The organism is Thalassolituus sp. UBA6592 (genome assembly GCF_002433655.1).
Taxonomy (GTDB): Bacteria; Pseudomonadota; Gammaproteobacteria; order Pseudomonadales; family Oceanobacteraceae; genus Venatoribacter.
In genome coordinates, this window is sequence record NZ_DJIO01000105.1 from 24,251 (window position 1) to 50,435 (window position 26,185).

Here is a 26,185-nt window from a genome sequence, read left to right on the forward strand (position 1 = left end):
AGCGCTCGTCAAAAGATAACGGCACTATAAAAAGAAGAGACAGCAGTAGTTTTAATGCCAGTTAAATAACCGCTGGGGAATAACGTCAGCAATCTCAATAATTTGAATTATTTTTTTGGTTCATAAGAATGAGTTTTTATGCACTAACTGTACGTTCATCAGGACTGCAATGGGTATTCGTTAATAAATACCGTATTCGTAACCATTTTCGCCCAAACTTAAAAATGGCGCATAAAACCCAGATCAAACGTACCAAAAAATACACAGGAAAACTTAGAAAAGTGTCGGACATAAGACCTGAGAAGAATCACTCTTCAGACAGACCAGCAACCGCTTATAAGATTATTGCGACTTCAGCCGCAGCGCTTCCACCACTTTACGGAACGCAGGCGATGGATCACGGCGATTAGGATAGTAGAGATGGTATCCCGGGAAATGCGGGCACCATTCATCCAGCACCTGCATCAGTGAGCCATTGGCGATATGCGGGCCCAACATATCCGCAGGCAGATAGCCGATCCCGTTACCCTGCAAGGCCGCTTTCAGAATCAGCGAGCTGGTATTGAACACCAGTTGCCCGGGTACTTTGACATTAATCTCACGACCATCCTTTTCGAATTCCCAGGTATACAGGCCGCCAAAACTCGGCAGGCGGAAATTGATGCAGTTATGTTGCACCAGATCTTCTGGTTCCTGCGGTACACCATGTTCAGCAAAATACTCTGGCGAGGAAAACACCAGCATACGTAACGGTGGCATCAGTGGCACGGCGATCATATCCTGATCCAGATGTTCACCGAGACGTACACCAGCGTCTAGACGCTGGCCAACGATATCCGTCAGGCCGTTGTCGACGCGCAGTTCAATATTGATATCCGGATAGTCCTTCATCAGCTGACTCAGACGCGGCCAGATGGTGAACTCAGCCGCGTGATCACTGCAGGCAATGCGCACAGTACCGGCCGGTTTATCGCGCAGCTCCGTCAGCGCTGCGAGTTCGGCGTCGATGTCTTCAAATAGCGGGGCTACGGTCTGCAGCAGACGATCACCGGCTTCTGTCGGCGACACGCTGCGCGTGGTGCGGGTCAGCAGGCGAATGCCTAAACGGGATTCGAGGGCACGGATAGTATGGCTCAGAGCTGATTGTGATACCCCCATCTGAGCCGCCGCGCGGGTGAAACTGCGCTCGCGCGCCACCGCGATAAACGCCTGCAGTTCGTGATAGTTGTCGCGCGCCATTGTCAGTTACTCCACCAGTCATTTCACCAGGTACCCCAGAGAATGCGGACAGATGGGCACACGCTGCATTGTTCCAGCAGTTCCATTCATTAACTATACGAATAAACCGCATACACTAAGCTATTTCACTCATTAATCTCTTCCGCCATCCGGCAGATGTCAATTCTGACCTGCGCACTGCGGAAAAGCGCTGGGGATTTATTGCAGCTTACTGACCTTTTACTAACCTTTAAGTCTCAACCTTCGAATTTACCAGCGATCAAAACCAAAACGGAGACGCAGGGATGAAATTACGTATGACCTTAGGGATGAAACTCTCTGCCGGGTTTGTTCTTGTCGTACTGCTGCTGGCTATATCCAGCACCAATTCTGTCATCAGTCTGAGCGGTGCCAGTGATGGCTTCAGCCATTACCGCACTCTGGCACGTGACACCAACCTGGCCGGACGGGTACAGGCCAACCTGGTGCTTGCCCGTCTGGAAATGAAGAACTACCTGCTCAGCAGTGGTGAACGCGGTCTGGATAAGTACACAGAACGGTTTGCCGCAGTCAACGAGCTGTTTGCCCAGGCCCAGGCAGAGATCAAAAAGCCAGAACGGGTAAAGCTTGTACAGGAAACTGCGCCACTGCTGCAGGAATACCAGGCAACATTTAATGACGTCCGCAGCCTGATGGAGCAGGAAAAGACTACCTATTACGGTGATCTCACCGGTTTGGGCAACGCTATGCTGCAAACCTTAGAGCAGGCGCACAAACAAACCACTTCAGTGGAAGATGAAAAACTGCTGGGCAATCTGACCTCCGCCCTGCTGCTGGCCAGACTGAATATCGTAAAATGGTACGACCAGCACAAGGCCAGTGACATCGAAACCAGTGAGCGTCTGCTGCGTGAAGAGATTCCACAACAGGTGGAAGGGCTGCGCGCCAGTACCGTCTCGGTGCAGCTGGATATCACTCTGGCGACCTTTATGAAACAACGCACGGACTACCTCAGCGGGCTGGAGAAACTGAAGAAGCTGGTTGCTGATCGTGATGAAAAAGTCCTGCGTACGCTGGACGTTATCGGCCCGGTGATTGCCGACAAACTGGAAGCCATCAAACTGTCTGTTATGGATGACCAGAATGAACTCGGCCCGAGACTGCAGAGTGAAAACAGCACCTCCACCAGGGTTCTGCTGCTGGTATCAGCCATTGCCATTGCGGTTGCGGTATTCGCTTCCATCGCGCTGACCCGCCACATCACCAGTCGTCTGAACAAAGCGAAAAACCTGGCCAATACGCTGGCCTCTGGCCAGCTCAACGTGAAGTCCACCGATCAGGGCCATGATGAGATCAGCGAACTGTTCACGGCACTGAATAATATGGCCGGCAATCTGCGTGACATGGTGCGCGATATTCTTGGCGCCAGTAACGAAATCGGCCAGTCGGCCGGCAACCTGATGACGCTGACTGAACGCAGCCGTCTTGGCGCTCAGGAACAACAGTCAGAAACCGATCAGGTGGCCACTGCAGTCAATGAAATGGCAGCCACTGCCCATGAGGTATCCGCCAGCGTGACTCAGGTAGCGGAAGCTTCGGAAAAAGCCGAAGGTCAGGTACAACAAGGGCAGAACGTTGTGGTTCAGACGCAGAATAATATTCATCTGCTGGCCAGCAGCGTGAAAGATACCGCCCGTGAAATCGATGAGCTGCGCAATGAAACCATCAGTATCGGGCGTATTCTGGATGTGATCCGTGGTATTGCCGAACAGACCAACCTGCTGGCTCTCAACGCCGCCATCGAAGCGGCCCGTGCCGGTGATCAGGGCCGGGGGTTTGCGGTTGTCTCCGATGAAGTCCGCTCTCTGGCGCAGCGTACCCAGGAATCCACGTCAGAAATTCAGGCTCTGATCGAGCGTCTGCAAAACGGTGCCAATCAGGCAGTGGCTTCCATGGAAAAAGGTGAAGAGCTGACCAACGCCTGCGTATCTCTGTCTGATGATGCAAACAGCGCTCTGCAGGACATCAACCAATCGGTTGCTGTGATGTATTCAATGGCGACTCAGATTGCCACAGCGGCGGAAGAGCAAAGCCAGGTTGCCGAACAGATCAATCAGAGTGTGATCAAGGTGCGCGATATCAGCGCAGACAGCCTGTCCTCCGCGGATGACAGTGCCGCCTCCAGCAATCAGCTGTCCGGGCTGGCCAACTCACTGCAGAAACTGGTTGGTCGTTTCTCACTGAGCTGAGCCATCAGGCAGGTATCCGCACATCGCGGATACCGCCTCCGTCCCCTTTCCTCGCGTCCGCCTCCCCATACCCTCAGCATTACTTTTCAGAATGCCCACATCGTCAGCTGTCCGGCCTGTAACTTGACCCGGATCATTTAGTTGTATATACAACCATTATGAAATTATCTTACGATCACAATCATTCTCTGGGTTACCTCACCGGTCTCGCCAGCCGCCTGTTCAACAACCTGATCGCCCGGCGTTTCCGTGAAGCCGGTATTGATCTGACCGCAGAACAATGGGGTGTGGTGATGCTGCTGAGCAAAGGCGAAGCAACCACACAGAAGCAACTGAGCGAGCAACTGTATCTGGAAAAATCCAGTGTCAGCCGCCTGCTCGACGGACTGGAAAAGAAAGGCTGGCTTGAACGACAGCCAGACCCGGAAGACAGCCGGCGCAAGCGCGTAATTCCGACTGAAAGAGCACTGGCAGAAGCCAGCCGCTGTTCGGCTATCGCGAATGCGGTGCTCAGCGACGTTCAGCAGGGCATCGCTGCAGACGACCTGGAACAGGGACAGTCTGTGCTCAATCAGGTGATTGGTAATCTGCGCGATCTGAATGGCTGACGCCTGAGATCGCATCACAATTTTATGGTGTGGCCGTTTTACAGCGTTTTAATCCGCCCGCGAAACCGCCACGGAATGACAACCAGCAATGGTGGAGGTAACAATGACAAAACGTAATGCTCTGATCACAGGCGGCGCCCGTGGTATTGGCGCGGCAACCGCAAAAGCACTGGCCGCAGACGGTCACCGTGTTTTTATTAACTACGTAAACAGCGCTCAGGTAGCGGCTGATCTGGCAGCAGAAATCACCGCTGCCGGCGGCGAAGCCTATCCGCTGCAGGCCGACGTGCGTGATGACAGTCAGCTGGAAGCCATGTTCGCCAAAGTCGCGGAATTCGGTGGTGTGGATATTCTGGTGTCCAACGCCAATATGAACTTCACGCCAAAGCCGTTCATGGAACAGAGCTGGGATGAGTTCGCGCAGAAACTGAATGATGAATTGCACGCCTCTTATGCCTCGGCAAAACTGGCCACCGCTCAGATGGCGGAGAAGAAATACGGTCGCCTGGTGTTTATTTCCAGCACCCTGTCCGAAAGCCCTGCGCCTATGTTTATCGCTCACGGTTCCGCCAAAGGCGCGCTGGACAGCTTCAATAAATACCTGGCGCAGGAACTGGGCCCAATCGGCATTACTTCCAATATCGTTGCCCCAGGCATGGTGGAAACCGACGCCACTAAAGACGCGCCACAGGAGTTCAAGAACATGATTATTCAGTTCACTCCAACTCAGCGTCTGGCGCAGCCGGAAGACGTCGCCAGCACCATCCGCTTCCTGGTAAGTGAAGCTGCCGGTCATGTAACCGGTACTTATACTCCGGTATGTGGCGGTGCCTACCTGCCATAAGCCTGGCTTCAGCCATAAAAAAAACCGGCCATTTGGGCCGGTTTTTTTGTTTTTCTGAAAGTCCGCTCGCTGTTAAAAGTCCACTTCGTTCAGGGCAAAGCTGTTGTCGAGCATGGAGACCGCCGACTGCCACTGTGACTCCTGCTCTTCCGGATAGGAAATGGTGAAGGTCACCAGAGTTTCGCCGGCGAGAATGCTTTTGCTGTAAAACACTTTGTCACCCTCGGTGTAGCCGGATACCCGGAACCAGTTTTCACCCAGTTCTTTGTCCGTCACCAGGCGCGAGTGATTGCCGTACAGATCATCTTTGGCAGCACGCTGATAGAGTTCATCCAGCTGCTCTTCATTTAACAGGTTGGCGCCGTACACCTGCACCCGGACTTTGCCATCAGCAGAGGTAAACGTCTGGCCATCACCATTAAACGACTCGCCCTGCGGGTGCAGCGTCTGTGGATAATTCAGCGTAAAACCATAGCGGATATTGTTGTACACATGATCCTGCGCATGTTGATCGCCCGCTGTCAGAGATGCCATCAAATTGTGTGGCGCGATACTGGCGCCCACAACGTCCTGTGATAACAGTGCCGACGGCGATGAATTACCGGTCAGCGCCAGCGCTCCCATGCCACACAGCACACCGGCACAGAAAGTAATCACAGGGACAGTTTTGGTTTTCATAGCGCCTCCCGGCAAAGATTCAGCGGATGATGGATGAGTGCCTGATGGAGTTACATTGTAAACCCGTCAGCCCGGTTCCTTTCTTGGATGCATGTCACATTCTTTGGGGAACCCATGCACAGTGTGAAACGAAGACAGTCTCAGGACCCTGTCGTTCCTCAACTTTTACTCAGGTTAACGGGTAGTGGTGAAAATCCGGTGAAAATGTTCAGCAAAATCCGAATCAGGCGGGCAACAGCAGAGTGAAGCAGGTAATGCCGTTGGCCGAAGTGACGCTGATGTCACCACCGTGGGCTTTTACCACAGAGCGGGCAATGGCCAGCCCCAGTCCGGCACCTTCGGAATGACGCTGACGGGAGGGATCAACGCGGTAAAAACGGTCGAAGAGTTTATCCAGATGTTCAGCGGCGATAGTGTCGCCCGGGTTGCTGACATGAATGGCGATGTATTTCCCCTGAGTCTGCAGACTGACGCGGATGTACTGCCCATCCGGTGTATGGCGCAGTGCATTGGATAACAGATTGGAAATCGCCCGGCGCAGCAGTGAGCGGTCGCCATGCACCTGCGGCACATCACCATCGAGCTGCAGGGAAATCAGTTTCTCTGCTGCCAGCACTTCAAAGAATTCAAACAGCTGCTCAATTTCAGCGCGAACATTGAGCGCTTCCGCTTCCGGTTTAATCAGCTGGTTATCGCTTTTCGCCAGCCACAGCATATCCGCCACCATTTTGCTCAGACGCTCCAGTTCTTCCAGCGCGGAATACAGAGCCTCCTGATATTCACCATCGTTGCGCGGCTTGCTGATGGTCACCTGAATCTGTGTCATCAGGCTGGTCAGCGGCGTGCGCAGCTCGTGGGCAATATCCGAGGAGAAATGCGACAACTGATCAAAACCCTGCTGCAGGCGGGCCAGCATGGTATTGAACGATGCCGCCAGTTCGCGCAGCTCGGCCGGCAGGGTTTGTGGATCAATACGCACATCCAGCCGGTGCGCCTGAATCTCGCCCATGCTGCGGCTTAAGCCGCGCAGCGGCAGATGCCCCTGATACACAGCAAAGGCGGCAGCCAGCAGAGTCAGCACCCCTGTGGCCGCCATAATCAACCACAGACTTTCGCGGAAGCTTTGCAGAAACTGCAGGTGGAATTCCATATTAATGGCAACCGTCAGGCGGTAGCGGGCTGTGGATGTCTGCACCTCTGTGACCACACCACGCAGGGTCTGCCCGCTCCGCTGCCAGGTGCTTAAGGTGTCCGGGCGGATATCCTGCACCACGGCTGAGGATGCATCCGCCAGCGGAGCAGCATCCGCAGGGTCTTTACTGCTGAGCAACAGCCCGCTGGCGTCACGAATCTCAAAGCGGGTGCCATGGTGCCCGGCCACCAGCGCCGGCAGTTCATTGCTGAGATACGCGGTGTCGGCACCGCGCTGCTCCAGCACATCGTGAATTACATGCACAATGGCTTTGATTTCACCGGCGTCCTGCTGAGCAAAATGATGCTCAATCGACCGCATGATCAGCCCGGCCATGACCAGCAGACCGATACCCACAGCGATACTGACAAACAGCAGCACGCGCAGGGTGAGCGACAGTGGCTGGCGCTTACTCATCATTGGCTTCCGCATCCAGTTTGTAGCCCATGCCGCGTACGGTATGAATCAGTTTGGGTTCAAAGCCGTCATCAATTTTGGCGCGCAGGCGCCGGATCGCCACATCGATCACATTGGTGTCGGAATCAAAATTCATATCCCACACCTGTGAGGCGATCAGCGAGCGGGTCAGCACTTCGCCCTCACGGCGCACCAACAATTCTAGCAGAGCAAATTCCTTCTGACTGAGCTGAATTTTTTTGCCGTCGCGGGTCGCCCGGCGTTTGGGCATATCCAGCATAAGATCCGCCACACTGAGCTGGTCTGACTGTACCGGCACCGAACCACGACGCAACAAAGTACGCACCCGCGCCAGCAGTTCAGCAAAGGCAAAGGGCTTCACCAGATAATCATCGGCCCCAAGTTCCAGACCTTTGACCCGGTCTTCGACACTGTCGCGGGCAGTCAGAAACAGCACCGGCGTCTGCCGTGCGGCCTCGCGCAGGGACTGCAGAATGCGCCAGCCATCCACATCCGGCAGCATCACATCGAGCACGATCAGATCAAAATCCTCGGTCATGGCCAGATGGTGACCGTCCAGCCCGTTACGCGCCAGACTGACCTGAAAGCCGGCCTCTGTCAGACCCTGTTGCAGGTAATTCCCGGTTTTATGTTCGTCTTCCACCACCAGCAGGCGCATCGTCTATACCTCTGTTAACAGCCGCATTATGGCTGATGACAGCCGTCACACAAATGACCGCTGGATTACGCTTTTGTAATGTTCGGGTCATGCCGGTGTCAGGCAGGCCGCTTTACCCTGAGGGTAAGATACCGATATTGATGGAGTCATTGCGATGAGCAAACACCTTGAGCTGCCGCTGCTGAAGCGGCGGCGCTTTGTCCAGGGACTGGCCGCCGGCGGCATTCTGGCGGCACTTCCGGGCCTCAGCCGGGCCGCTGCTGCAGAGTCAGCTTTACACGGCACAGCACCGGTTCTGAGTGGCAGAACCATTGATCTGGTGGTTGAAGAAACTCTGGTCAACTTCACCGGCAATGTGCGCCGCGCCACCAGCATCAACGGCTCCATTCCGGCACCGACCATCCGTCTGCGCGAAGGCGATACGGTGACCATCCGCGTCACCAACCGTATGTCCGTGCCGACGTCGATTCACTGGCACGGCATTATCCTGCCGCACAATATGGACGGTGTTCCGGGTCTGAGTTTCCGAGGCATCGCCCCCGGTGAGACCTTTGTTTACAGCTTCACGCTGCAGCAGACCGGCACCTACTGGTATCACTCTCACACCGGTTTTCAGGAAATGACCGGCATGTACGGCGCACTGATTATCGAGCCTCGTGACGGCAAAAACATCGAAGCCGACCGTGCCCACGTGGTCCAGCTCAGTGACTGGACCGACGACGACCCGATGGCGGTGTTTGCCCGTCTGAAAACCCAGAGCGATGTGTACAACTACAACCAGCCAACTGCTGGTCAGTTCTTTGAAGACGTCTCTGCGCTGGGCTTTACCAGCGCCCTGCAGAAACGCCGCATGTGGAATCAGATGCGCATGAACCCAACGGATCTGGCCGATGTCTCCGCCAGCGTGCTGACCTATCTGATGAATGGCACGACACCGGCAGGCAACTGGACCGGCCTGTTCAAACGTGGCGAATCCGTGCGCCTGCATTTTATTAATGCAGCCAGTAACTCTTTCTATGATGTGCGCATTCCCGGTCTGCGCATGACCGTGGTGGAAGCCGATGGCCAGGCGGTTGAACCTGTCACTGTGGATGAATTCCGCTTTGGTCCGGGTGAGACTTACGATGTGATCGTACGCCCGACCGATGATGCCCACACCATTTTTGCCCAGAGCATGGACCGTTCCGGTTATGCCCGCGGCACCTTGGCCGTCGCTCAGGGCTTAACTGCTGCGGTACCGGATACGGACCCGGTGGAATGGCTCGGCATGCAGGACATGATGGGTAATATGCACGGTGATCACGGCAGCATGCAGGGTATGGCCGGCATGGGCGATATGCCCGACCATTCTCAGATGGATCATTCCCAAATGGACCATTCACAGATGAAGCATGACGGACACATGAACGGCATGCCGATGAATCCTCTGGCAAAACCATCACAGAACGTACGCCACGCCAGCAGCGAGCGCGGTGGCAAGGTCGATATGCTGGTCGATACGCCACGCACCAACCTGGACGACCCCGGCGTTGGCCTGCGCGGCCTCAGCCAGAAAGGTCGCCGCCCGGCTGGCCATAAAGTTCTGACCCATTCTGACCTGAGATCCCGTGATGGCGTGCTGAACGACAAGCGCGTACCCGGCCGTGAAATCGAACTGCATCTGACCGGCAATATGGAGCGCTACTCCTGGTCGTTTGATGGCGTTGAATTCGGCGACAGCACACCAGTGGCAATGAAACGCGGTGAACGGGTGCGCGTTATTCTGCAGAACGACACCATGATGACCCACCCCATGCACCTGCATGGCATGTGGAGTGACCTGGAAGCACCGTCCGGTGAACTGCTGGCGCGCCGCCACACCATTCAGGTTCAGCCTGCGCAGCGCATCAGTTTTCTGACCACCCCGGAAGAAGTGGGGCGCTGGGCATGGCACTGCCATCTGGCCTTCCACATGGATGCCGGTATGTTCCGCGAGGTAGCTGTCGTATGAAAAACGTAATCAAAGGCTCCCCATCTCTGCTGACCACCGTGCTGCTGGTTCCGGCGTTAAGCGCGGCGATCGTCACTCAGAACGCACAGGCTGAAGAGAGCGCTGGCACTATGCAGGACATGCCAATGCATCAGGGCATGGACCACAGTATGCACCAGGGTATGGACCATGAGATGCATCAGAACATGGATCACAGCATGCATAAGGGGATGCACGGCGAGCAAACAGCCAGCGCTCCTGTGGTAAGCAACGACCGTGATCCTCACGCCTATTCCGATGGCTTAACCCTGAGCAAAGGCCCTTACGCCCTGCCCGGCCCGCGCCAGATGAAAATGGCAGACGAGCACCGTTTCTGGTCAGTGATCGGTGACCGTCTGGAATACGAACCGGATGATGATCGCGGCGCTTACGATCTGACGGCCTGGTACGGCACCACCTGGAACCGTCTGCAGGTGAATGCCGAAGGTGAATTTGCCGATGGTTCGCTGGAAGAAGCAGAAACCGAAGTGCTGTGGAACCACGCACTGACCGGCTACTTTGATACCCTGCTGGGTGCCAGATTCGATACCTATAACGGCGATGAAGGCGACGACCGTCAGTGGTTAGCGCTGGGCATTCAGGGGCTTGCACCTTACTGGTTCGAAACCAGCCTGACCTTCTACCTTGGTGACGAAGGCCGCAGCGCGTTGTCCGGCGAAGCTGAATACGATCTGCTGTTTACCCAGCGTCTGGTGTTGCAGACCCGCGCGGCATTAACTGCTTATGGCAAAGATGATGAAGAAAATGGCTTATACGCTGGCTTTACCGATGGTGCCTTAGGTCTGCGTCTGCGTTATGAAATCAGCCGCCAGTTTGCCCCCTATATTGGTGTTGAATGGACCAGAGCTTTTGGCAAAACCGCCGATATGGCTGACGATGCCGGTGCGCCGGTCACCGACACTCATTATCTGGCCGGAATTAAATTCTGGTTCTGAACTGCGTACCTGCAGCGGTCTGTTGCCGCTGTGGATAAAAGGATACTGAATGATGAAAGTGTTACTTGTTTCGGCTCTGCTCGCTCTTTCTCCCCTTGCTGCCCTGTCACCACGGGCAGCAGCCACCGAATTAACGGTGTTTAAAAGTCCGACCTGTGGCTGCTGCGGCGACTGGATCGACCATATGAAAGCCAATGGTTTTGACTCCCATGTTGAGCATCCGCAAAACCTGGCCGCGGTAAAGCAGCAGCTTGGCATCGGCCCGCAACTGCGTTCCTGCCATACCTCGGTTTCACAGGCAGGCTTTGTGTTTGAAGGTCATGTGCCGGCGAAATACGTACGGCAGTTTCTCGCTGCACCACCTCAGGGAGCCATCGGTCTGAGCGTACCGGCGATGCCGGTGGGCAGTCCGGGCATGGAAATGGGCGATAAATTTATGCCGTATCAGGTACTGCTGTTAAAGCAGGACGGCAACACCGAAGTGTATGCCAGCATCGACAGCCCTCAGGATCAGGTGACACAGCGCCACATGGATCACAGCAACATGGATCACGGCAATATGAATCACAGCATTAACCAGAATGCCGTGAACCATAACGGCATGAATCATGAGCAGATGCCACACCACTGATCGCCGGTTTACCCACCCTTAAATAACCCGGGCCAGTCCCGGGCTCCTGCAGAAATATGTCCCTGTGTTCAGCGGTACGCCGCTGACTGTTTGCCGTAATCACCGCGCTGATTACGGCTTTTTTATCGCCCAGTAAAGGCAGTGCCCAGAACGGCTGGACCTGGGTCTGAGATCCGTGGCAGTGCCGGTATTCTCCGGCAGTAACGAGCTGCTCGGGGCCATCAACATCAGCACCAATGCGGCGCGGGTCAGCATGGATACACTGATGAACCGCTATCTGCCCAAACTGCTGGACAGTGCCGCCGCGATTCACCGTGCGGTGCGGTGAAAGGATTCACGAACTAATAGTCCCAGTGCAGGCCAGTTTCAAAGCGGTTCTGTGAGTAGTCAGCAACATCCAGATTGGAATGGTAGATATCATGTCCGGCCTCAACCGTCAGTCGGAAACCGACTGAAAGGGGCCATTCAACGGAGCTCGACAAACGCCAGCGCATATCCTGCCGGGCTTCGCCGAGCGATACCCGCTCCTGCTGGTACTCCCGGTACTCGGTTTTCAGAGTTAAAAACCAGAACCATGAGCCAACCGCCTGCTTCCATCTGAGGCGCGATAAAAACGCATCATAACTATAGAGATCTGCTTTGGCGTTTTCCCGCTTGATGCCTCCCTGCAAAGAAAGATACCGATCGGTTTTATCCATCAGCCAGTAAAGAGTACTGCGTACACGCACTTGCTGGCTGTCCCGGTCGGGATAATCATTGAATTGCTTATCACTGATATCGCCCTGCAGGCGCAGGTACCAGCGTGGGGAAATCAGGTATCCAAAAGCTGGGCTTACGCGGCGCAGCTGCAGAAAATCACGCCCGTCCACATGAGCGTCCGCCGCAAGTAATGCCAGCTCTGGAGACCAGACGCCTCTTCGGCTGAGGCGGATAAATCCACTCTGAATATCACTGTCATACCCAGTGATATCCTGCCACTGCGAGCGACTATGATCGAATCGCCCCTGAACACGCCAACGTTCACTCAACATAGTATCAGCACCGATATAGCCTGAGAATTTCTGTCCCCAGGCCGCCTGAGTCGTGGCGTCGGTCAGTTCAGGATCCGGCAATACACTACTGTCATACTGAGCACTGAGCTGAACACCTGCACTGATTCCAGCCTGGACAGAGAACGCAGAAAGGGCTGCCCACAAAGTGGCAGCCCGGAGTATTACACGACCTGAGGTCAAGCAATCAGCCCTTTTGAAGGATCAGTCTCAGTCGTCGCTGTCGCTTTCGTCATCATCGTCCTCATGGTCTTCGTAGCGGTCGTCTTCTCCTGCTTCTGTTGCAGTAATCATAGACCCGTCATAGCTACCTTCCACCTCAAGATAGGTACCGACAGACAGAGCCGAAAGATCCACAGCTATGATGGCACTCATATCCACAGTGATTCCCAACAGAGTGATCGTGGCAGCAGCAACATCTACACTACCCACACGCGCAGTTACCTGAACTTCCCGATCATCTTCATCCCTTTCCAGTCGCAGGGCGCGCAGGCTGCCATCCGCTTCTTCGGTCAGACGCAGCTCAACATAATCACCGACGGCAACATTACTCAGATTAAAATACGTGATGTCGTCCCGTTCATCACGGATACGGGTGCGCGTATCAACACTGGCACTGACCCCCATAACACTCACCGTATCTGCACCGACGGACGTTACCGGGCCTTCCAGTTCCAGTTTTACCAACGCTTCATATTCAATTTCTTCCGCCAGCATGGAGCCATCTGCTCCTACCTGCCCCTCGACTCTGACGAAGGTATTAACAACCAAATCAGCTGAACTGCCATGTTCAAATTCCGTAGCCGTGTTGTAACGAACAGTCATGCCAGCAACCGTTATGCTGCCATCACCAAGTGCAGTGATATATCCGCTGAGTTTGACCTCACCCTCATGATCAGCGAAATCATGCTCATCTTCGGCCTCAATTTTGGCGGCGTCCAACACGGCTCCGGACACGCCGCCCTCCACCTCAACCAGCAGGTCATTCGCTAATGCAGCGCCTTCGAGATCCAGCTCAATAACATTGGCATAGCTGATCTGCTGACTACCGATAGTGAAAGTCTGAGCGCCTTCATCCAGCGAACTGATGCGTCCGCGCAACTCTGCTTCTCCGCTGTCATCAGCCTTGATGAAGGTGGCACGGATCTGACCATTACCATCACTGAAACCACTCACTTCCACACCACTACCATCGCTTATCGTAGCGGCCGTAATCCCTTCAAAAACAGTCATGCCATCAAACACGACGCCCTGCCCCAATACCGTGAAAGTTCCTGCCAGGGCATCGAGCGATGCGACCGGCCCCTCAACTTCCACATCATAGATAATATTGAGCGCGACACCTTCCACGCCGTTGTCAGAGCCAATGATGGTAACCACCTGACCAACATGCAGGTCACTTTCAGAACCGGCCGCATCATCAATACTGAAATCAGCAGCAGTGCTTTCGTAATGAACACCATTCACTATCACACTGCCAAAACCATCCACCGTTCCCTGGACTGTGCGGTTTACCGGGGTCTGTTCATCTCCTGCAGGGGATGATCCTGAATCAGAACTACTGCCGCTATTACTGCAGCCAGCCAGCAGAATGGCTGAAGAAAGAAGGGCCAGTGGCATTTTATTTAACTTATTCATTGCATCACCTCATCGGGTCAATGGCCTGCCATTGGCGGCAGGCTTTGGCTCATGGGCATTGACTGCCCTTTGAGGTGTATAACGATGACGGAATATTTTTATTCCATTATTTTTCTGTTTTTTTATTCAGTTGCAGCAGACCGTATCCGAATATGGCGTCATGCCCGCGTTCACCCAGATCTGTGGTCAGGCTGCGCAGCTCTTCAGGCGTCTGCTCTGTCTGGGCCAGTGCCGCAGTCACAAATGCCGCAGCCAGCGAGGTTCCACTCATGCTGCGCATCTGGTCAGAAGCCCCATCGGCTACCTCTACATCAACCCCCGGAGCAGCAAAGTCCAGATGCTTCCCCTGCACCGCCAAAGGGTAAATATTCTGCTGGCGATCAACTGCGGTGACCGCCAGCACGTGTGGATAAGCGGCAGGATAACGCGGGAACGCAGCCGCTCCGTCATTACCGGACGAAGCGACTAACGCGATGCCCCGGTCAGCGATACGCTGCAGTGCCATTTCCAGGATACGGTTCGGAGGGCCGGATAAAGACAGGTTTATCACCGCGACCTGCTGACTGACCAGCCAGTTGAGTCCGGTAATCATTTCCCGGGCAGAGGCGACAACCAATCCCCGGGGTGAACGGGCAAACACAGCAGCATTGACGATGCGGGCTTCGGACAATACGCCACAGGCACCCCCCATCACAGATGCCATAGCTGTACCATGGCCTGTATCCGCGTGCAGATGATCCGGATAAAAAGACCGCTCGTGAACAGCAACCCCACTGAAGCATGGATGATTGAGCTCGATGGATGAATCCATCATACCTATCACAGACGATGCAGGATGTTGACTGGTTATACCCAGCATGGTCATCAAACGGCTCACCGGCTCCGGACTTGCTGTTACCACTGGCGGGGCATCATCGAGGAGGTACAGATGATTGGAGTCATTCTGATACTCCGCAGCCTGGTCGGCATCGGCAAACGTTACCAGCACAGCGTCCAGTTCAGATAAAGGCTCACTGCTGATGATCTCCGCACCATTCTGCTGTAACTGTTGGAGCTCAGCCTCTGACAGCAGAGCGATGTACTCGTCGGGGATAACAAAGCTTTCGAGATCTTCCAGCTGTTCCTCAATCTGCCACAGATCCTGCAAGCGCTCCGTTTCTCGCTCAATCAGTTCTTCGTTGTAGCGCTGCAGATCCTCCAGCTGATCTTCGAGGCGGTCTTCAAGATCATCTTCCAGCTCATCTTCATAGTCGTCATGATCCTCCAGCATATCCTCAAGTTCATCTTCGAATTCATCTTCCAGCTCTTCGCTTTCCTCCAGTTCATCTTCCATTTCGTCCTCAAGCTCATCCTCCAGCTCCTCTTCGCTCACGGAGGCGGCATTATCGACATCATCATCCGCCCGCGCTGACGCCGGTGTCATGAACAGGTGAGCAGCCAATAATGTGGTGAGCCAAAAGCGAATGGTCATAGTAAGTTGAATCCCGGAAGTTCTCTGTCTTCACTATAACGAACAAACACAGATTTTATTTCCGGATGGGGGAATAAATTTCAGTCGCTATCGTTAAGGACAGTATGAACAACCAAGAACAGGCATTCCGCGAGGCGTTACTCGCTGTTCTGCCGCGCCTGAGACGTTACTGTTATGTGCTGACTAATAACCGCCATGACGCTGACGACCTGTTGCAGGCTGCGGCTGAAAAGGCGCTGCTGCGCTGGCAGCAATTCCAGCCCGGCAGTCAGTTTGACCGCTGGATTTACCGCCTGTGCCGTAACCATTGGATAGATACTATGCGCACCTCCGCACCGACTGAAGAACTGCAGGACGAGCACACAGACAGCTCATCATGGCCATCAGCAGAGCAATTGGCAGAGACCGGACAACTGTTACAGCAGGCACGGAAAAGGATGGGTCTGCTCAGTGAAAACCTGCGCATGGTTCTGTATCTGGTTGCCGTTGAAGGACGCAGCTATCAGGAAGCGGCAGAGATTCTTAATGTGCCCACAGGCACAGTAATGAGCCGTCTGGCCCGTGCCAGAGCACAGATATGTCAGCAGAACAACGAGATGAAGGAGGCATCAGAATGACGCAGATTACCCAGTCAGAGCTATCCGCCTACCTCGACGATGAGCTGGCAGAAGACAAACAGCACAAAGTACATGAGGCATTGCAGAACTCCGAACCGCTACGCCAGCAGCTGGAGGAACTGCGCCTCGCCAATCAGGCTGCTCAGGAATGGTTCAGTGATATCGATGAGTCTCCTCTGCCTTCGGGCCTGGAACAGATGATCCGCTCAGCACCTATGCCGGTTCACGCAGAAACGAACGTCGTGACACTCCCATCAGTAAAGCGAAAAGTATTCCGCCCCGTGTATGGCATAGCCGCCAGTGTACTGCTGGCAGTTACCCTGTTGTGGCAAATGGAGTTGTGGCAAATGGAGCCGTCACAGCTGCAGGATCCGCAGTTGAACCGGTTCGCTGATACCGCTCTCAGTGGAGACGTTCTCGATAGTGGTGAATGGAAAGCCGAGCTGGTGATGAGTTGGCAGGCTGCAGATGGCACACGCTGCCGTGAGGTTCGCCGCCATACTTCAGCACATACCCGTATAATGACGGCCTGTGGTGAGCCAGGTGACTGGCAATGGCAGGAAATAGCATCGCCTGTGCAGTATCAGACTGCCAGTGGCAACACGATGATCGCCACTGATCAGCGGTTAACTGTCGATGAAGAGCGCCAGTGGCTACAACGCTGATCTGCCAGCCACGTCAGCCCAGCATGCCCTGCACAAACAGGGTAATGCTGCTGCGCACATTCTGGCGGAACGCATCCCAGTCAGGCTCGTCTGAGGTCACCAGCCGCACCAGCTGCAGGTGGCCATAGTCGTTGATCATAAAGGCGGCAAAATCGAGGTCAGTATCGGCGCTGATGCTGCCGGCATCGAGCATCGCCTGCAGGAACTTACGGATCTCAGCGACCAGCTCGTCGTTGCCCCGGGCATAGGTTTCCGGCAGTTCATCTTTCGGGTGGAACATGATCATCGGCAGGATTTCGCGCCACAGCGGGGCTGGCATCAGCTGCAGTTCCAGCTCGGTAATAATCTCCACCAGACCGCACAGCACATCCACCGGATCGCCCGCCGGATCAAGGCTTTTGTACACCTCTTCCAACGCGGAGTTATCCGCGCGGCGCAGGAATTCGAACAGAATCGTCTGTTTACTGGGGAAGTAGTTGAACACGGTCTGGCCCGAAACATCGACCGCCGCCGCAATGTCTTCCATACGGGTTTTGTTAAACCCTTTTTCCACAAACAACTGCATTCCGGCCTGGGCAATAGCCTCCCGCCGGCGCTGTTTTTTCTGCTCGCGTAAACCCGCCATATCGCACCATTCAATTTATTCTGACTGCATTCTGCACAATCCGGACATTCTTTGCATCACAAAAACTTTTGATTGACCAAAATTTTAGAGTGACATAATTTCTGATTAAGAATTAATCGGAGATGATTATGAAAGACCATCCGCATCTGACACCGGAAATTGCAGCTCACGTTGCCGGCATGTACGCCACCACCGACGAGAACACCTTTCTCACCCCTGACCTGATGAAAGGCTGCCCGCCGGCAGCGGAAAATCTGGTGACTTATGCCAACTGGATGACAGCTCCGTACAATCGCTGGGGAATGCACAATGTGCGCAATATGGCTCCGGGCACACCGGTTAAGCGCGGCAAAGAAATCAGCGAACTGCCGGTTAATGATCTGAGCAAAGAAATTGAAGGACTGATGTTCCCGTCCATTGGCGGTGGCGAACAGAATTTACTGCATCATCTGCACGTTACCCGTACCGATGCCTTTGTGGTGATGCAGCACGGCAAACTGCTATACGAAAATTATTTTAACGGCCAGCAGGCTGACGACTGCCACATCATGTTTTCCGTCACCAAGTCGCTGACCGGCGTATTACTGGAAACTCTGATTTACGAAAACAAACTGGCCGAAGACACTCTGGTTGAAGAAATTCTGCCGGAAGTAAAAGGCTCTGCTTTTGCCGACGCCAGCATCCGCGACATGCTGAATATGGCGGTGGGCATCGACTATGTCGAAGATTACAACGACCCGGATTCCACCGTGTGTCAGTTCTTCTATGTTGGTAACTACAAAAAAGCACCGAAAGAATATCCGAACAGTTTCAGCATGTATGAATTTTTACCGGCGCTGAAAAAGAAAGGCGAACACGGTAATAAATTCCACTATGTGACGGCGGTTACTGAAGTATTGGGCTGGGTTTACGAACGCATCACCGGCGACACTCCGGCAAAAGCCATGAGCGTTATCTGGAAAGCACTGGGTTGCGAGCAGGATGCTTTTTTCCTGACCGACAATGCCGGACGCTGTGGCGTCGGTGCAGGCTTTAATGCCACGGCACGGGACATGGCCCGCTACACCAGCATGATCGCCAATAAAGGTGAATTTAACGGTCAGCAGATTGTGCCTGCCGCTGTGGTAGAAACCATCGCGGCCGGTGCCAAACCGGAGATTTTTGCCACCGATAAATACTTTAATTTCTGGCTGCCAGGGGCGTCTTACAAGAGCCAGTGGTACGTCTATAACGATGACTATCCATGCATGCTCGGCAGCGGTATTCACGGCCAGTATATTTTTATCGACTTTAAATCCGGCACAGTAATTGTGAAGCAATCATCACTGCCAACAGCCGAGCCGAAAGAGGATACCGATACACCTTATATGTTCCGTACGCTGGCGCGTATGCTGGACAAATAATACCGGATTCAAGCGATACCCTTTTAAACGATAAAGGGAGGCAAAGACCTCCCCTTCGTAAGTTTTAAATTACACGTTTTTAAAACAAGAAATTGCTCTGCGTATAACAGCCTTTAACAACTGAAATAGCAGGTTAAATTATGAAATTACTTCGTTTATTCAGCGCTCTGATGGTTTCCGTCAGCTGCATGACCCATGCCGACGAACTGCGTATCTACAACTGGTATGAATACATTCCGGATGATGTGATCAGTGACTTCGAAAAAGAAACCGGCACCAAGGTAATTTACGATGCCTACGACAGTCAGGAAGCCATGGAAGCCAAACTGCTGACCGGCGGTTCCGGCTATGATCTGGCATTTTCCGGCGCGGTGGGTATCGACCGTCTGATTCAGGCTAAATCCATTGTTAAGCTGGATAAGAGCAAACTCTCCAACCTCGGTAATATCGGCGAAGCCTTTATGAAACTGGAACGCAGTGCCGGCGATACCAGCAACGAATATGCTGTGCCGTACCTGTGGGGTACCAACATCATTGGTTACAACAAAGAAGCGGTAAAAGCAGCAACCGGTAAAGATACCCTGAGCACCTGGGACGATATTCTGGCGCTGGATAACATCAAAAAGCTGAGCAGCTGTGGTGTGACCTTCCTCGATTCGCCATCCGAAATCATGCCAATTTTCCTGTCCTACCTGGGCCTGCCACCGGACAGCACCAAAAAAGCGGATTACGAAAAAGTTGAGGACTACCTGAAAACCATCCGTCCTTATATCCGCAGCTTCAACTCCTCCACCTTTATGGCCAACCTCGCCGACGGCGAAGTGTGTGTTGCCGTTGCCTGGTCCGGTGCTCTGGCGGTTTCCGGTCAGAATGCAGCTAAGGCCGGTAAAGACTTCACCATCGACCTGACACTGCCGGAAAGCGGTGCGCCAGTGTGGTTCGACAGCATGGTGATTCCGGCCGGTGCGCCAAACGAAGCGGCGGCACACAAGTTCATCGACTATCTGATGCGTCCGGAAGTGATCGCCCGCTGTTCCAATATGGCGATGTACGCCAACCCGAACACAGCGGCCGATTCACTGGTTGATGAAGCCCTGAGCAGCAACCCGGCTCTGTATCCAACCGATGAGATCAAAGAAAAACTTTACCCTCTGGTTGCTCTGCCGTTAAAAGCTGAGAAGATCCGTACCCGTGCCTGGACCAAAATCAAAACCGACAGCTGAGACTGACGGCAGGTGAAAGAAAAGGGAGCTGCGGCTCCCTTTTTTGTTTTCTGGCCACACTCTGAACACTGGGCGAACGCATAATTCCACCATCCGTCTGTTTCAGTATTCAACGTTATAATCCACCAGTAGCAGCCTTTCAGTGGGCCTTTCTTCTGATTAACCGGGGTTAAAACCACCTCTGGGACCGAACTCTTCGATTTTTTCGATTCCAGCCATGAATTTTTCGATATTGTTGTTTTTCAGGCCGTTTGTAAGATGAATACCACATTACGAACTCCGGGCGACCGGGTAAAAACACAGGTGGCTGGCAAGAGCCGGTCACACAGGAGGCAATGAATATGTTCACTAAAACCAAACTTGGTCTGACTCTGGTTGCAGCTCTGGCAAGCGGTTCTGCTCTGGCTCAGGATTTCGGTATCGATCCAACTCACACTGCTGTTATCGCCAGCTGGAACCACTTTGGCTTCTCCAACCCAACGGCATCTTTTTCTGACGTAAGCGGCACCATCTCTTACGACGAAAAAGCACCGGCAAAATCTTCTGTGAACGTCACTATCCCGGTTAAAACCGTTGATACCAAAGTGCCAGCACTGACTGAAGAATTCCTGAACGACGCTGAATACTTCGACGTTGCCAAATTCCCTACAGCAACGTTCAAAAGCACCAAAGTAACTGCGAAAGGCGACAACAAATTTGACGTTGCCGGTGACCTGACCATTAAAGGTGTTACTAAGCCAGTTGTTTTCAGCGCAACTCTGAACAAGCTGGGCGAACACCCAATGTCCAAGAAAACCGCTATCGGTTTTGACGCCAGCACTGTTATCAAACGTACCGAATTCAACCTCGGTAAATACGCACCGTACGTGAGCGATGAAGTGACTCTGACCATCACTACGGAAGCACAGGCTAAGTAATAGCCACAGCACCCTATCCCTTCCTGAGAGAATTTTCTCTCCGCTGCCCGGTTTCCCCACCGGGCTTTTTTTTGCCTGTTATTCTTCGGGATACGTGCAAGACAAAAAAATCCGGCACTGCCGATGGCAGGGCCGGATGTTTATTTGCCTGAAAGCATTCAGCCGTTCAGCGTTTCATACTCTACCCGGGTGCGGGTATAGAACACGGTCACACCTTCCTCTTTCAGTGCCGCCATCAGGCGCTCATATTCATCCTCACCGAGGATCATCACGATCTGTACCGGCTGATCCGAGAAGTCGTACATGTTCAGGCTGTGTACCCGGCCATCATGACCCAGCCCTTCCAGTGCGCCATTCAGCGTAGCGCCGGGCAGTCCCAGCTCTGCCGCTTTAGCGACCAGCCACTGTGCCAGTGGCTGCTGGCTATGCGTACGGTCCTGCTGAGTAAAAAAGGTGACCTGATAGCCTGTGTTCATGTTATCTCCCGCACATGAAGACCCTGAATGGGTCACAATAAAAATCAGTGAGTGTGAATTTCCGGATGAACCGACATTCCAACACGTAACCGCGACAATGCCTGCTGACCCTGATCAAGACGGATACGGATAGGTAAGCGCTGAACAATCTTGGTGAAATTGCCGGTGGCGTTATGCGGCGCCACGGACGAATAACTGACACCAGATGCTGGCCCCAGGCGTCCGACAGTGCCGTGCAGGGTCACACCGGGTAAGGCATCCACATGAATATCCACCTTCTGCCCGGACTGGATATGAGCCGTCTGCGTCTCACGGTAGTTAGCTTCCACATACAATGCGTCGAGCGGAACCAGTGTCATCAGCGATTGTCCGGCATGGGCATAACTGCCGCTGCGGGCCTGGCGTTCTGCAACAATCCCCGCCACCGGTGCAGTAATTCTGGTGTAGGAAAGATTGAGTCGTGCCTGAGCTTCTCCGGCCTGCGCCGCCTGCAGCTGCGCCTGAGCACTTTTCAGCTCAGCGGCCAGCACATTCTTCTGCTCCAGCGCGGCATTCAGTGCCTGTTCGTCGCGCTTGCGGGTCGCCTGTTGCACGCCCAGCACTGCATCGGCCTGTTGTTTATCCTGTGCGGTACCTGAGCCATCTGCTGCCAGGTTGGTAAAACGGGTCTGGTTAGCTTTTGCCAGAACCAGATTGGCGTCGTCGACACTGAGTACCGCCCGGGCCTGGCTGATAATACTGTCGTGGGCTTTCAGCCGTGCTTCGGCCTGCCCCACGGCTGCAGTTGCCCGCGCCACATCGGCAAGAGCCTGCTGCAAGGCATTATTCAGATCGCTGTCGTCGATGGTAAACAGCAGACTGCCGGCTTTTACCTCTTCATAACTGTCGACATCCACACTGGCAATCAGGCCTGACACCTGGGGGGCAACCCGGGTGAAATCCGCGCGCACGTAAGCGTCATCCGTGGCCTGCACGGCAGCGTCTGACGGATGATGATTAAGCGCCACAACAGCGCCCGTTAACCCCAGAACAACCACCGCAATGGTGGTAACAATTACTTTCTTTTTCATAATCTCAGATGTTCTCAAATAATATTGCCGCGCCTTTTTACAGCGCATGAATTCTTATGCCTGACGCTCGCTGGCAGCCGGTTTGACGGCAGGGGGGCGAACGATGACCGGTGCAGGAATGTGCTGCAGATACAGAACCGCCGGTATCAGCAACAGAATAAGCACCATAAAAATCCGGAAAATATCCGCGTTGGCCAACACCGCCGCTTCTGCTGTAACAATGCTGAACATGTTGGTTGTGGCCTCAGTAATGCTGTTCTGACTCATCCACAGACCGGCCTGATTGAGCAGCATGTCATGATGGAACTGGCCACGATTCTGTTGCATCTGTGCCACAAAGGCCCCGCCCAACAGGGTTCCCAGAGCACGCAGGGTATTGATGATGCCGGAGACAAATGGCCCCTCCATCGGCTGCACCACACTGGTCCCGAGGAACAACATACACACCACGGCGATGGGCTGGCCGAGGGCATTCAGCACCTGTGACCAGAAGAACTGATCCACCATCCACTCACTGGTCACGCGGGACGACAGGAAACAGGCGGTGGCCATCATCAGCAGCCCGGCGACAAACAGATAGCGCGCATCCACCCAGCGCTGATACAGCAACATGGCGACCACAGATCCCAGAAAGATCTGCGGCAGACCAACAATCAGACCCAGCGCGGTCATCTGCTCCGGCTTCAGCCCCTGACTCTGTGCCAGCACACTCATGGGCATTCCCACCGCGCTGCTCATGGCGATCAGCATCAGCAGAAACACAGCAAAGCCAAGGCCGAGATTGCGGCGCCCCAACATCTGCAGCCGCATAAACGGGGTCGGATGATGCCATTCGCTGTAGAGGAACATCGCCGTCAGCGTACCGCCGGCGATCAGCAGTGCCCCATCCAGCGGTGAGTGAAACCACTCCAGTCGCACACCTTCCGACACGCCAACGCCGAGCATCGCCAGCCCCGGCATACCCAGCGCCATGCCCCACCAGTTGCCCTGCTTCATACGCGGCAACATCAGCGGCAGTTTGGGAATACCAAAAAACACCATAACCGCCGCCAGACAACCCAGCGGCAGAATGTTCCAGTAAATCCATTGCAGCGATACCGGGTCTGTCATCACCAGTGCGGCCAGCCAGACACCGACATTGGGCGCCAGTGTTGCCGTCATGGCATACAGAGCCAGACCGTGCAAACGGATCGGAGGCGGCAGAAAGCGCAGCGCCGACATCATCAGCATCGGAATCAGGGCACCGGAAAACACACCCTGCGTGAAGCGCAGCGTCGCCATCAGGTTAAAGTCATGAATGCAGGGGATGACCAATGCCAGCAACATCATTCCACCCAGCATCAGCAGGTGAAAACGGCGCAGAGAAAAGGTGATCGCAAACCAACTGGAAAAAGGCATCGCGACCATTTCACCGGCCGAATACAGAGCACTCAGCCAGCTGGCCTGATCGTGACTGATACCACTGAGGCCACTGATTTCTGCCAGAGCCAGACCCGGTACACGGCCATTCAGACCCGATGCCATCGCCGCCAGCAGAATGCCGAACAGGCCCATCGCCAGACGCGGTGTAAAAGGTATGGGTGCCGGCGGCGCTTTGGCCGCTGGCTTTGCCGGAGCAGCCGCACCCGCCTGCCCGGCAGATGATGCAGGTGCAGCCTGAGTATCACTCATGACTGTCCCAGCCCTCAGGTGGATTGAGGTAATTCAGCGGTCCCTGTTTTATTGCAGGGCCGCTTGCCGGAACAGCGGTATCATCCGCTTTCTGATCGCTTGCCTTATCGCCAGCTGGTCCGGCCAGCGGTTCAGCAGACTGTGCAGCGGCCATCGTCTGTGTCTGCTCGTCCGTTAATTGCCAGCCACCACCCAACGCCCGGTAAAGTGCCACCACACTCAGCGCCGAAGCCGTTGCAGAATCATTCAGTGCCAGTTTGGCCTGTAGCTGTAACTGGCGCGCCTGCAACACAGTCATTTTGCTGGCGTGTCCTTCTTTCCAGGAACGCTGCGCCGACTGCAGGGCTTTATCCGTTTCCTGACGGGCAAGCAGCAGGGACTGATAACGCTGAGCCTCAGAGTCATAGCTGTTAAACGCATCCGCGACTTCGTGCCAGGCATTGAGGACAGTACGCTGGTAATCGATGGCTGCAGACTGATGCCGGGCTTTAGTCAGCTCCAGCATGTGGCGCAGACGTCCGCCCTGAAAAATAGGCAGATAAAAACTCGGCCCCACAGAGTATGTGCGGGAGCCCCAGCTGCCCATGTCGGAAAAATCAAACGCTTCTGTACCGGCACTGGCGTTCAGGCTGATGCGCGGATAGAAGTCAGCTTTTGCTGCTGCCACGTCGGCCACAGCCGCATGCAATTGTGCATCCGCCTGAATAATATCCGGGCGGCGTAATGCCAGTTCGGATGGCACACCAACCGGTATGCTGCCGGGCATTGACGGAATCGGCTGAGCGTCGAGCAGAGTTTTATTCAGCACGCCCGGTGCTTTTCCCAACAGTCGCGCCAGACGGTTCATCAGTACTGAGCGCTGATCTTCCAGCGCCGGCAGCACGGCCTCTGCCGACGCCACGGCCGCCCGCGCGGTGGCAGTCTGATAATCGGTCGCCACACCATTGCGCACCCGGCTCAGTTGCAGATCCAGCAGTGCCTGGGCAATGTCACGGTTTTCGCTGGCCAGCGCCAGCTGCTGCTGACTGCCACGCAACAGCAGATACGTCCGCGCCACATCGGCACTGAGGGAAACCCGTACCATCTGCTGTGCCGCTTCGCTGGCGCGCAGACGCTGAACGGCCGCATCGGTAAGGCTGCTCAGATGTCCCCACAAATCCAGTTCCCAGCTGGCGGCAGCACCAAGGGTCCAGTAATTATTCGGCTCAGCCGGTGCACCAAGCATCGCCATACGTGAATGTTCACTGATGCGGCTGCGATCGTAGCTGGCCGACAAACCGGCCTGAATGCCCTGAGCCGACTGAGTCAGTCCCAGTGCCGCCTGACTTTGCTCTGTGGCCGAGATGGCGCTCATCAGATCGAGGTTGGAGGCAAAGGCTTCCCCTTCCAGCCGGGTCAGCAGATCGTCATTAAACAGCTGCCACCACTGCGCAGGAGTCGCCACATCTGTCAGCGTCTCTGCCTGTGGATACTCAGGTTGGTCCATTAACACATTAACAACGTCGTCATCCTGCTGTTCGTCCGGCATAAAGGCGCAGGCTGACATCGACACTGCGCTTGCCACAGTCAGCAAGCGGATACAGGCCGACAGCCGGGAAGGTACAGAAATCGCCCGTGGCGATCGCAGCTGAGTCGTCCGGCCAGCAGCAGGAACAGACGAAGCAGATAAACTGTACCGTTCAGTACAGTTGTGGAATAAAGGTATCCCAAGGCGCATAGCAGCCCCAATTCTTGTCATAAACATTGATTTTTGCTGCGATGAGGGAAGAATTTGCAGCATGATGGCGCGGATTTAAACTGATGGGTACAGTTGAGTCCAGTCCCATTAAAGGTATAGTGTGATCCAAAATTGGAAGAACAGGGACAGCCGGGAAGATCCG

The 26,185-nt window shown here is 54.5% G+C and carries 24 protein-coding genes; 12 read left to right on the forward strand and 12 right to left on the reverse strand.

Annotated features, from left to right (window positions below):
• Positions 1-342: 342 nt before the first annotated feature.
• Complete coding sequence (locus B2Z72_RS09770; protein WP_296986061.1) at positions 343-1,239, reverse strand: LysR family transcriptional regulator; 897 nt, start codon at positions 1,237-1,239, stop codon at positions 343-345.
• Positions 1,240-1,523: 284 nt separating this feature from the next.
• Between B2Z72_RS09770 and B2Z72_RS09775 the strand changes: the two genes are divergently transcribed.
• The 3 genes from B2Z72_RS09775 (at position 1,524) to B2Z72_RS09785 (ending at position 4,919) form a co-directional block, all read left to right on the forward strand.
• On the forward strand, positions 1,524-3,467 hold the full coding sequence (locus B2Z72_RS09775; RefSeq protein ID WP_296986059.1) for a methyl-accepting chemotaxis protein: 1,944 nt from the start codon (positions 1,524-1,526) through the stop codon (positions 3,465-3,467).
• A 158-nt stretch (positions 3,468-3,625) separates the two neighbouring features.
• Positions 3,626-4,075 carry a MarR family winged helix-turn-helix transcriptional regulator gene (locus tag B2Z72_RS09780; RefSeq protein ID WP_296986057.1) on the forward strand — a complete coding sequence of 150 codons (450 nt, stop codon included), beginning with the start codon at positions 3,626-3,628 and terminating at the stop codon, positions 4,073-4,075.
• A 103-nt stretch (positions 4,076-4,178) separates the two neighbouring features.
• Positions 4,179-4,919, forward strand: coding sequence for an SDR family NAD(P)-dependent oxidoreductase (locus B2Z72_RS09785; protein WP_296986054.1), 741 nt, complete (start codon positions 4,179-4,181; stop codon positions 4,917-4,919).
• A gap of 72 nt (positions 4,920-4,991) precedes the next feature.
• On the opposite strand, the gene B2Z72_RS09790 is transcribed toward B2Z72_RS09785, so the two are convergent.
• The 3 genes from B2Z72_RS09790 to B2Z72_RS09800 form a co-directional block, all read right to left on the reverse strand.
• The gene (locus B2Z72_RS09790; RefSeq protein WP_296986052.1) at positions 4,992-5,597 is read right to left on the reverse strand and encodes a hypothetical protein; all 606 of its coding nucleotides are present in this window, start codon (positions 5,595-5,597) and stop codon (positions 4,992-4,994) included.
• A 223-nt stretch (positions 5,598-5,820) separates the two neighbouring features.
• Complete coding sequence (locus tag B2Z72_RS09795) at positions 5,821-7,209, reverse strand: heavy metal sensor histidine kinase (protein WP_296986049.1); 1,389 nt, start codon at positions 7,207-7,209, stop codon at positions 5,821-5,823.
• A complete protein-coding gene (locus tag B2Z72_RS09800) occupies positions 7,199-7,885 on the reverse strand; it encodes a heavy metal response regulator transcription factor (protein WP_296986047.1) in 687 nt (228 codons plus the stop codon). Before B2Z72_RS09800 ends, B2Z72_RS09795 begins: the two co-directional genes overlap by 11 nt.
• A 154-nt stretch (positions 7,886-8,039) precedes the next feature.
• On the opposite strand from B2Z72_RS09800, the gene B2Z72_RS09805 reads away from it, so the two are divergent.
• The 4 genes from B2Z72_RS09805 to B2Z72_RS09820 all read left to right on the forward strand — a co-directional run bounded on the left by B2Z72_RS09805 (position 8,040) and on the right by B2Z72_RS09820 (position 11,808).
• Positions 8,040-9,875, forward strand: a complete 1,836-nt coding sequence (locus B2Z72_RS09805) for a copper resistance system multicopper oxidase (RefSeq protein WP_296986044.1) — start codon at positions 8,040-8,042, stop codon at positions 9,873-9,875.
• Positions 9,872-10,849: a copper resistance protein B gene (locus B2Z72_RS09810; protein WP_296986041.1), complete on the forward strand. Its 978-nt coding sequence runs from the start codon at positions 9,872-9,874 to the stop codon at positions 10,847-10,849. Before B2Z72_RS09805 ends, B2Z72_RS09810 begins: the two co-directional genes overlap by 4 nt.
• Before the next feature lie 49 nt (positions 10,850-10,898).
• Positions 10,899-11,480 (forward strand): DUF411 domain-containing protein, encoded by a 582-nt coding sequence (locus B2Z72_RS09815; RefSeq protein ID WP_349676762.1) that lies wholly within the window; start codon positions 10,899-10,901, stop codon positions 11,478-11,480.
• A 166-nt stretch (positions 11,481-11,646) separates the two neighbouring features.
• Positions 11,647-11,808 carry an IclR family transcriptional regulator domain-containing protein gene (locus tag B2Z72_RS09820; protein ID WP_349681244.1) on the forward strand — a complete coding sequence of 54 codons (162 nt, stop codon included), beginning with the start codon at positions 11,647-11,649 and terminating at the stop codon, positions 11,806-11,808.
• A 13-nt stretch (positions 11,809-11,821) separates the two neighbouring features.
• On the opposite strand, the gene B2Z72_RS09825 is transcribed toward B2Z72_RS09820, so the two are convergent.
• The 3 genes from B2Z72_RS09825 to B2Z72_RS09835 form a co-directional block, all read right to left on the reverse strand.
• Entirely contained in the window at positions 11,822-12,676 is an 855-nt protein-coding gene (locus B2Z72_RS09825) for a surface lipoprotein assembly modifier (RefSeq protein ID WP_296986040.1), read from the reverse strand.
• Positions 12,677-12,739: 63 nt separating this feature from the next.
• Complete coding sequence (locus B2Z72_RS09830; protein ID WP_296986038.1) at positions 12,740-14,167, reverse strand: DUF5666 domain-containing protein; 1,428 nt, start codon at positions 14,165-14,167, stop codon at positions 12,740-12,742.
• Positions 14,168-14,273: 106 nt separating this feature from the next.
• Positions 14,274-15,638 (reverse strand): S8 family serine peptidase, encoded by a 1,365-nt coding sequence (locus B2Z72_RS09835; protein ID WP_296986036.1) that lies wholly within the window; start codon positions 15,636-15,638, stop codon positions 14,274-14,276.
• Positions 15,639-15,742: 104 nt separating this feature from the next.
• Between B2Z72_RS09835 and B2Z72_RS09840 the strand changes: the two genes are divergently transcribed.
• A complete protein-coding gene (locus tag B2Z72_RS09840; RefSeq protein ID WP_296986033.1) occupies positions 15,743-16,255 on the forward strand; it encodes an RNA polymerase sigma factor in 513 nt (170 codons plus the stop codon).
• Entirely contained in the window at positions 16,252-16,920 is a 669-nt protein-coding gene (locus tag B2Z72_RS09845; protein WP_296986031.1) for an anti-sigma factor family protein, read from the forward strand. Before B2Z72_RS09840 ends, B2Z72_RS09845 begins: the two co-directional genes overlap by 4 nt.
• 13 nt (positions 16,921-16,933) lie before the next feature.
• On the opposite strand, the gene B2Z72_RS09850 is transcribed toward B2Z72_RS09845, so the two are convergent.
• Positions 16,934-17,545 (reverse strand): TetR/AcrR family transcriptional regulator, encoded by a 612-nt coding sequence (locus tag B2Z72_RS09850; RefSeq protein WP_296986028.1) that lies wholly within the window; start codon positions 17,543-17,545, stop codon positions 16,934-16,936.
• Positions 17,546-17,673: 128 nt separating this feature from the next.
• Here B2Z72_RS09850 and B2Z72_RS09855 point away from each other — a divergent pair, with 128 nt between their 5' ends.
• The 3 genes from B2Z72_RS09855 to B2Z72_RS09865 all read left to right on the forward strand — a co-directional run bounded on the left by B2Z72_RS09855 (position 17,674) and on the right by B2Z72_RS09865 (position 21,088).
• Positions 17,674-18,948: a serine hydrolase domain-containing protein gene (locus tag B2Z72_RS09855; protein WP_296986027.1), complete on the forward strand. Its 1,275-nt coding sequence runs from the start codon at positions 17,674-17,676 to the stop codon at positions 18,946-18,948.
• Positions 18,949-19,088: 140 nt separating this feature from the next.
• A complete protein-coding gene (locus B2Z72_RS09860) occupies positions 19,089-20,171 on the forward strand; it encodes an extracellular solute-binding protein (RefSeq protein ID WP_296986026.1) in 1,083 nt (360 codons plus the stop codon).
• A gap of 341 nt (positions 20,172-20,512) precedes the next feature.
• Positions 20,513-21,088: a YceI family protein gene (locus tag B2Z72_RS09865; RefSeq protein ID WP_296986025.1), complete on the forward strand. Its 576-nt coding sequence runs from the start codon at positions 20,513-20,515 to the stop codon at positions 21,086-21,088.
• A 158-nt stretch (positions 21,089-21,246) separates the two neighbouring features.
• Here B2Z72_RS09865 and B2Z72_RS09870 read toward each other — a convergent pair whose 3' ends face one another.
• The 4 genes from B2Z72_RS09870 to B2Z72_RS09885 are packed head-to-tail and all read right to left on the reverse strand — an operon-like array spanning position 21,247 to position 26,085.
• Positions 21,247-21,564 (reverse strand): DUF190 domain-containing protein, encoded by a 318-nt coding sequence (locus tag B2Z72_RS09870; RefSeq protein WP_296986023.1) that lies wholly within the window; start codon positions 21,562-21,564, stop codon positions 21,247-21,249.
• A gap of 44 nt (positions 21,565-21,608) precedes the next feature.
• The gene (locus B2Z72_RS09875; protein WP_296986020.1) at positions 21,609-22,634 is read right to left on the reverse strand and encodes an HlyD family secretion protein; all 1,026 of its coding nucleotides are present in this window, start codon (positions 22,632-22,634) and stop codon (positions 21,609-21,611) included.
• 54 nt (positions 22,635-22,688) lie between these two features.
• On the reverse strand, positions 22,689-24,305 hold the full coding sequence (locus B2Z72_RS09880) for an MFS transporter (RefSeq protein WP_296986017.1): 1,617 nt from the start codon (positions 24,303-24,305) through the stop codon (positions 22,689-22,691).
• Complete coding sequence (locus B2Z72_RS09885; protein ID WP_349681243.1) at positions 24,298-26,085, reverse strand: efflux transporter outer membrane subunit; 1,788 nt, start codon at positions 26,083-26,085, stop codon at positions 24,298-24,300. Before B2Z72_RS09885 ends, B2Z72_RS09880 begins: the two co-directional genes overlap by 8 nt.
• Positions 26,086-26,185 lie beyond the last annotated feature (100 nt).

Coding starts and splice junctions, on each gene's coding strand:
- B2Z72_RS09830 (WP_296986038.1), bottom strand. CDS start 14,167: ATGAATAAGTTAAATAAAATGCCACTGGCCCTTCTTTCTTCAGCCATT.
- B2Z72_RS09860 (WP_296986026.1), top strand. CDS start 19,089: ATGAAATTACTTCGTTTATTCAGCGCTCTGATGGTTTCCGTCAGCTGC.
- B2Z72_RS09865 (WP_296986025.1), top strand. CDS start 20,513: ATGTTCACTAAAACCAAACTTGGTCTGACTCTGGTTGCAGCTCTGGCA.
- B2Z72_RS09810 (WP_296986041.1), top strand. CDS start 9,872: ATGAAAAACGTAATCAAAGGCTCCCCATCTCTGCTGACCACCGTGCTG.
- B2Z72_RS09885 (WP_349681243.1), bottom strand. CDS start 26,085: ATGCTGCAAATTCTTCCCTCATCGCAGCAAAAATCAATGTTTATGACA.
- B2Z72_RS09845 (WP_296986031.1), top strand. CDS start 16,252: ATGACGCAGATTACCCAGTCAGAGCTATCCGCCTACCTCGACGATGAG.
- B2Z72_RS09780 (WP_296986057.1), top strand. CDS start 3,626: ATGAAATTATCTTACGATCACAATCATTCTCTGGGTTACCTCACCGGT.
- B2Z72_RS09775 (WP_296986059.1), top strand. CDS start 1,524: ATGAAATTACGTATGACCTTAGGGATGAAACTCTCTGCCGGGTTTGTT.
- B2Z72_RS09875 (WP_296986020.1), bottom strand. CDS start 22,634: ATGAAAAAGAAAGTAATTGTTACCACCATTGCGGTGGTTGTTCTGGGG.
- B2Z72_RS09870 (WP_296986023.1), bottom strand. CDS start 21,564: ATGAACACAGGCTATCAGGTCACCTTTTTTACTCAGCAGGACCGTACG.
- B2Z72_RS09815 (WP_349676762.1), top strand. CDS start 10,899: ATGATGAAAGTGTTACTTGTTTCGGCTCTGCTCGCTCTTTCTCCCCTT.
- B2Z72_RS09850 (WP_296986028.1), bottom strand. CDS start 17,545: ATGGCGGGTTTACGCGAGCAGAAAAAACAGCGCCGGCGGGAGGCTATT.
- B2Z72_RS09840 (WP_296986033.1), top strand. CDS start 15,743: ATGAACAACCAAGAACAGGCATTCCGCGAGGCGTTACTCGCTGTTCTG.
- B2Z72_RS09805 (WP_296986044.1), top strand. CDS start 8,040: ATGAGCAAACACCTTGAGCTGCCGCTGCTGAAGCGGCGGCGCTTTGTC.
- B2Z72_RS09795 (WP_296986049.1), bottom strand. CDS start 7,209: ATGATGAGTAAGCGCCAGCCACTGTCGCTCACCCTGCGCGTGCTGCTG.
- B2Z72_RS09855 (WP_296986027.1), top strand. CDS start 17,674: ATGAAAGACCATCCGCATCTGACACCGGAAATTGCAGCTCACGTTGCC.
- B2Z72_RS09785 (WP_296986054.1), top strand. CDS start 4,179: ATGACAAAACGTAATGCTCTGATCACAGGCGGCGCCCGTGGTATTGGC.
- B2Z72_RS09880 (WP_296986017.1), bottom strand. CDS start 24,305: ATGAGTGATACTCAGGCTGCACCTGCATCATCTGCCGGGCAGGCGGGT.
- B2Z72_RS09790 (WP_296986052.1), bottom strand. CDS start 5,597: ATGAAAACCAAAACTGTCCCTGTGATTACTTTCTGTGCCGGTGTGCTG.
- B2Z72_RS09835 (WP_296986036.1), bottom strand. CDS start 15,638: ATGACCATTCGCTTTTGGCTCACCACATTATTGGCTGCTCACCTGTTC.
- B2Z72_RS09770 (WP_296986061.1), bottom strand. CDS start 1,239: ATGGCGCGCGACAACTATCACGAACTGCAGGCGTTTATCGCGGTGGCG.
- B2Z72_RS09800 (WP_296986047.1), bottom strand. CDS start 7,885: ATGCGCCTGCTGGTGGTGGAAGACGAACATAAAACCGGGAATTACCTG.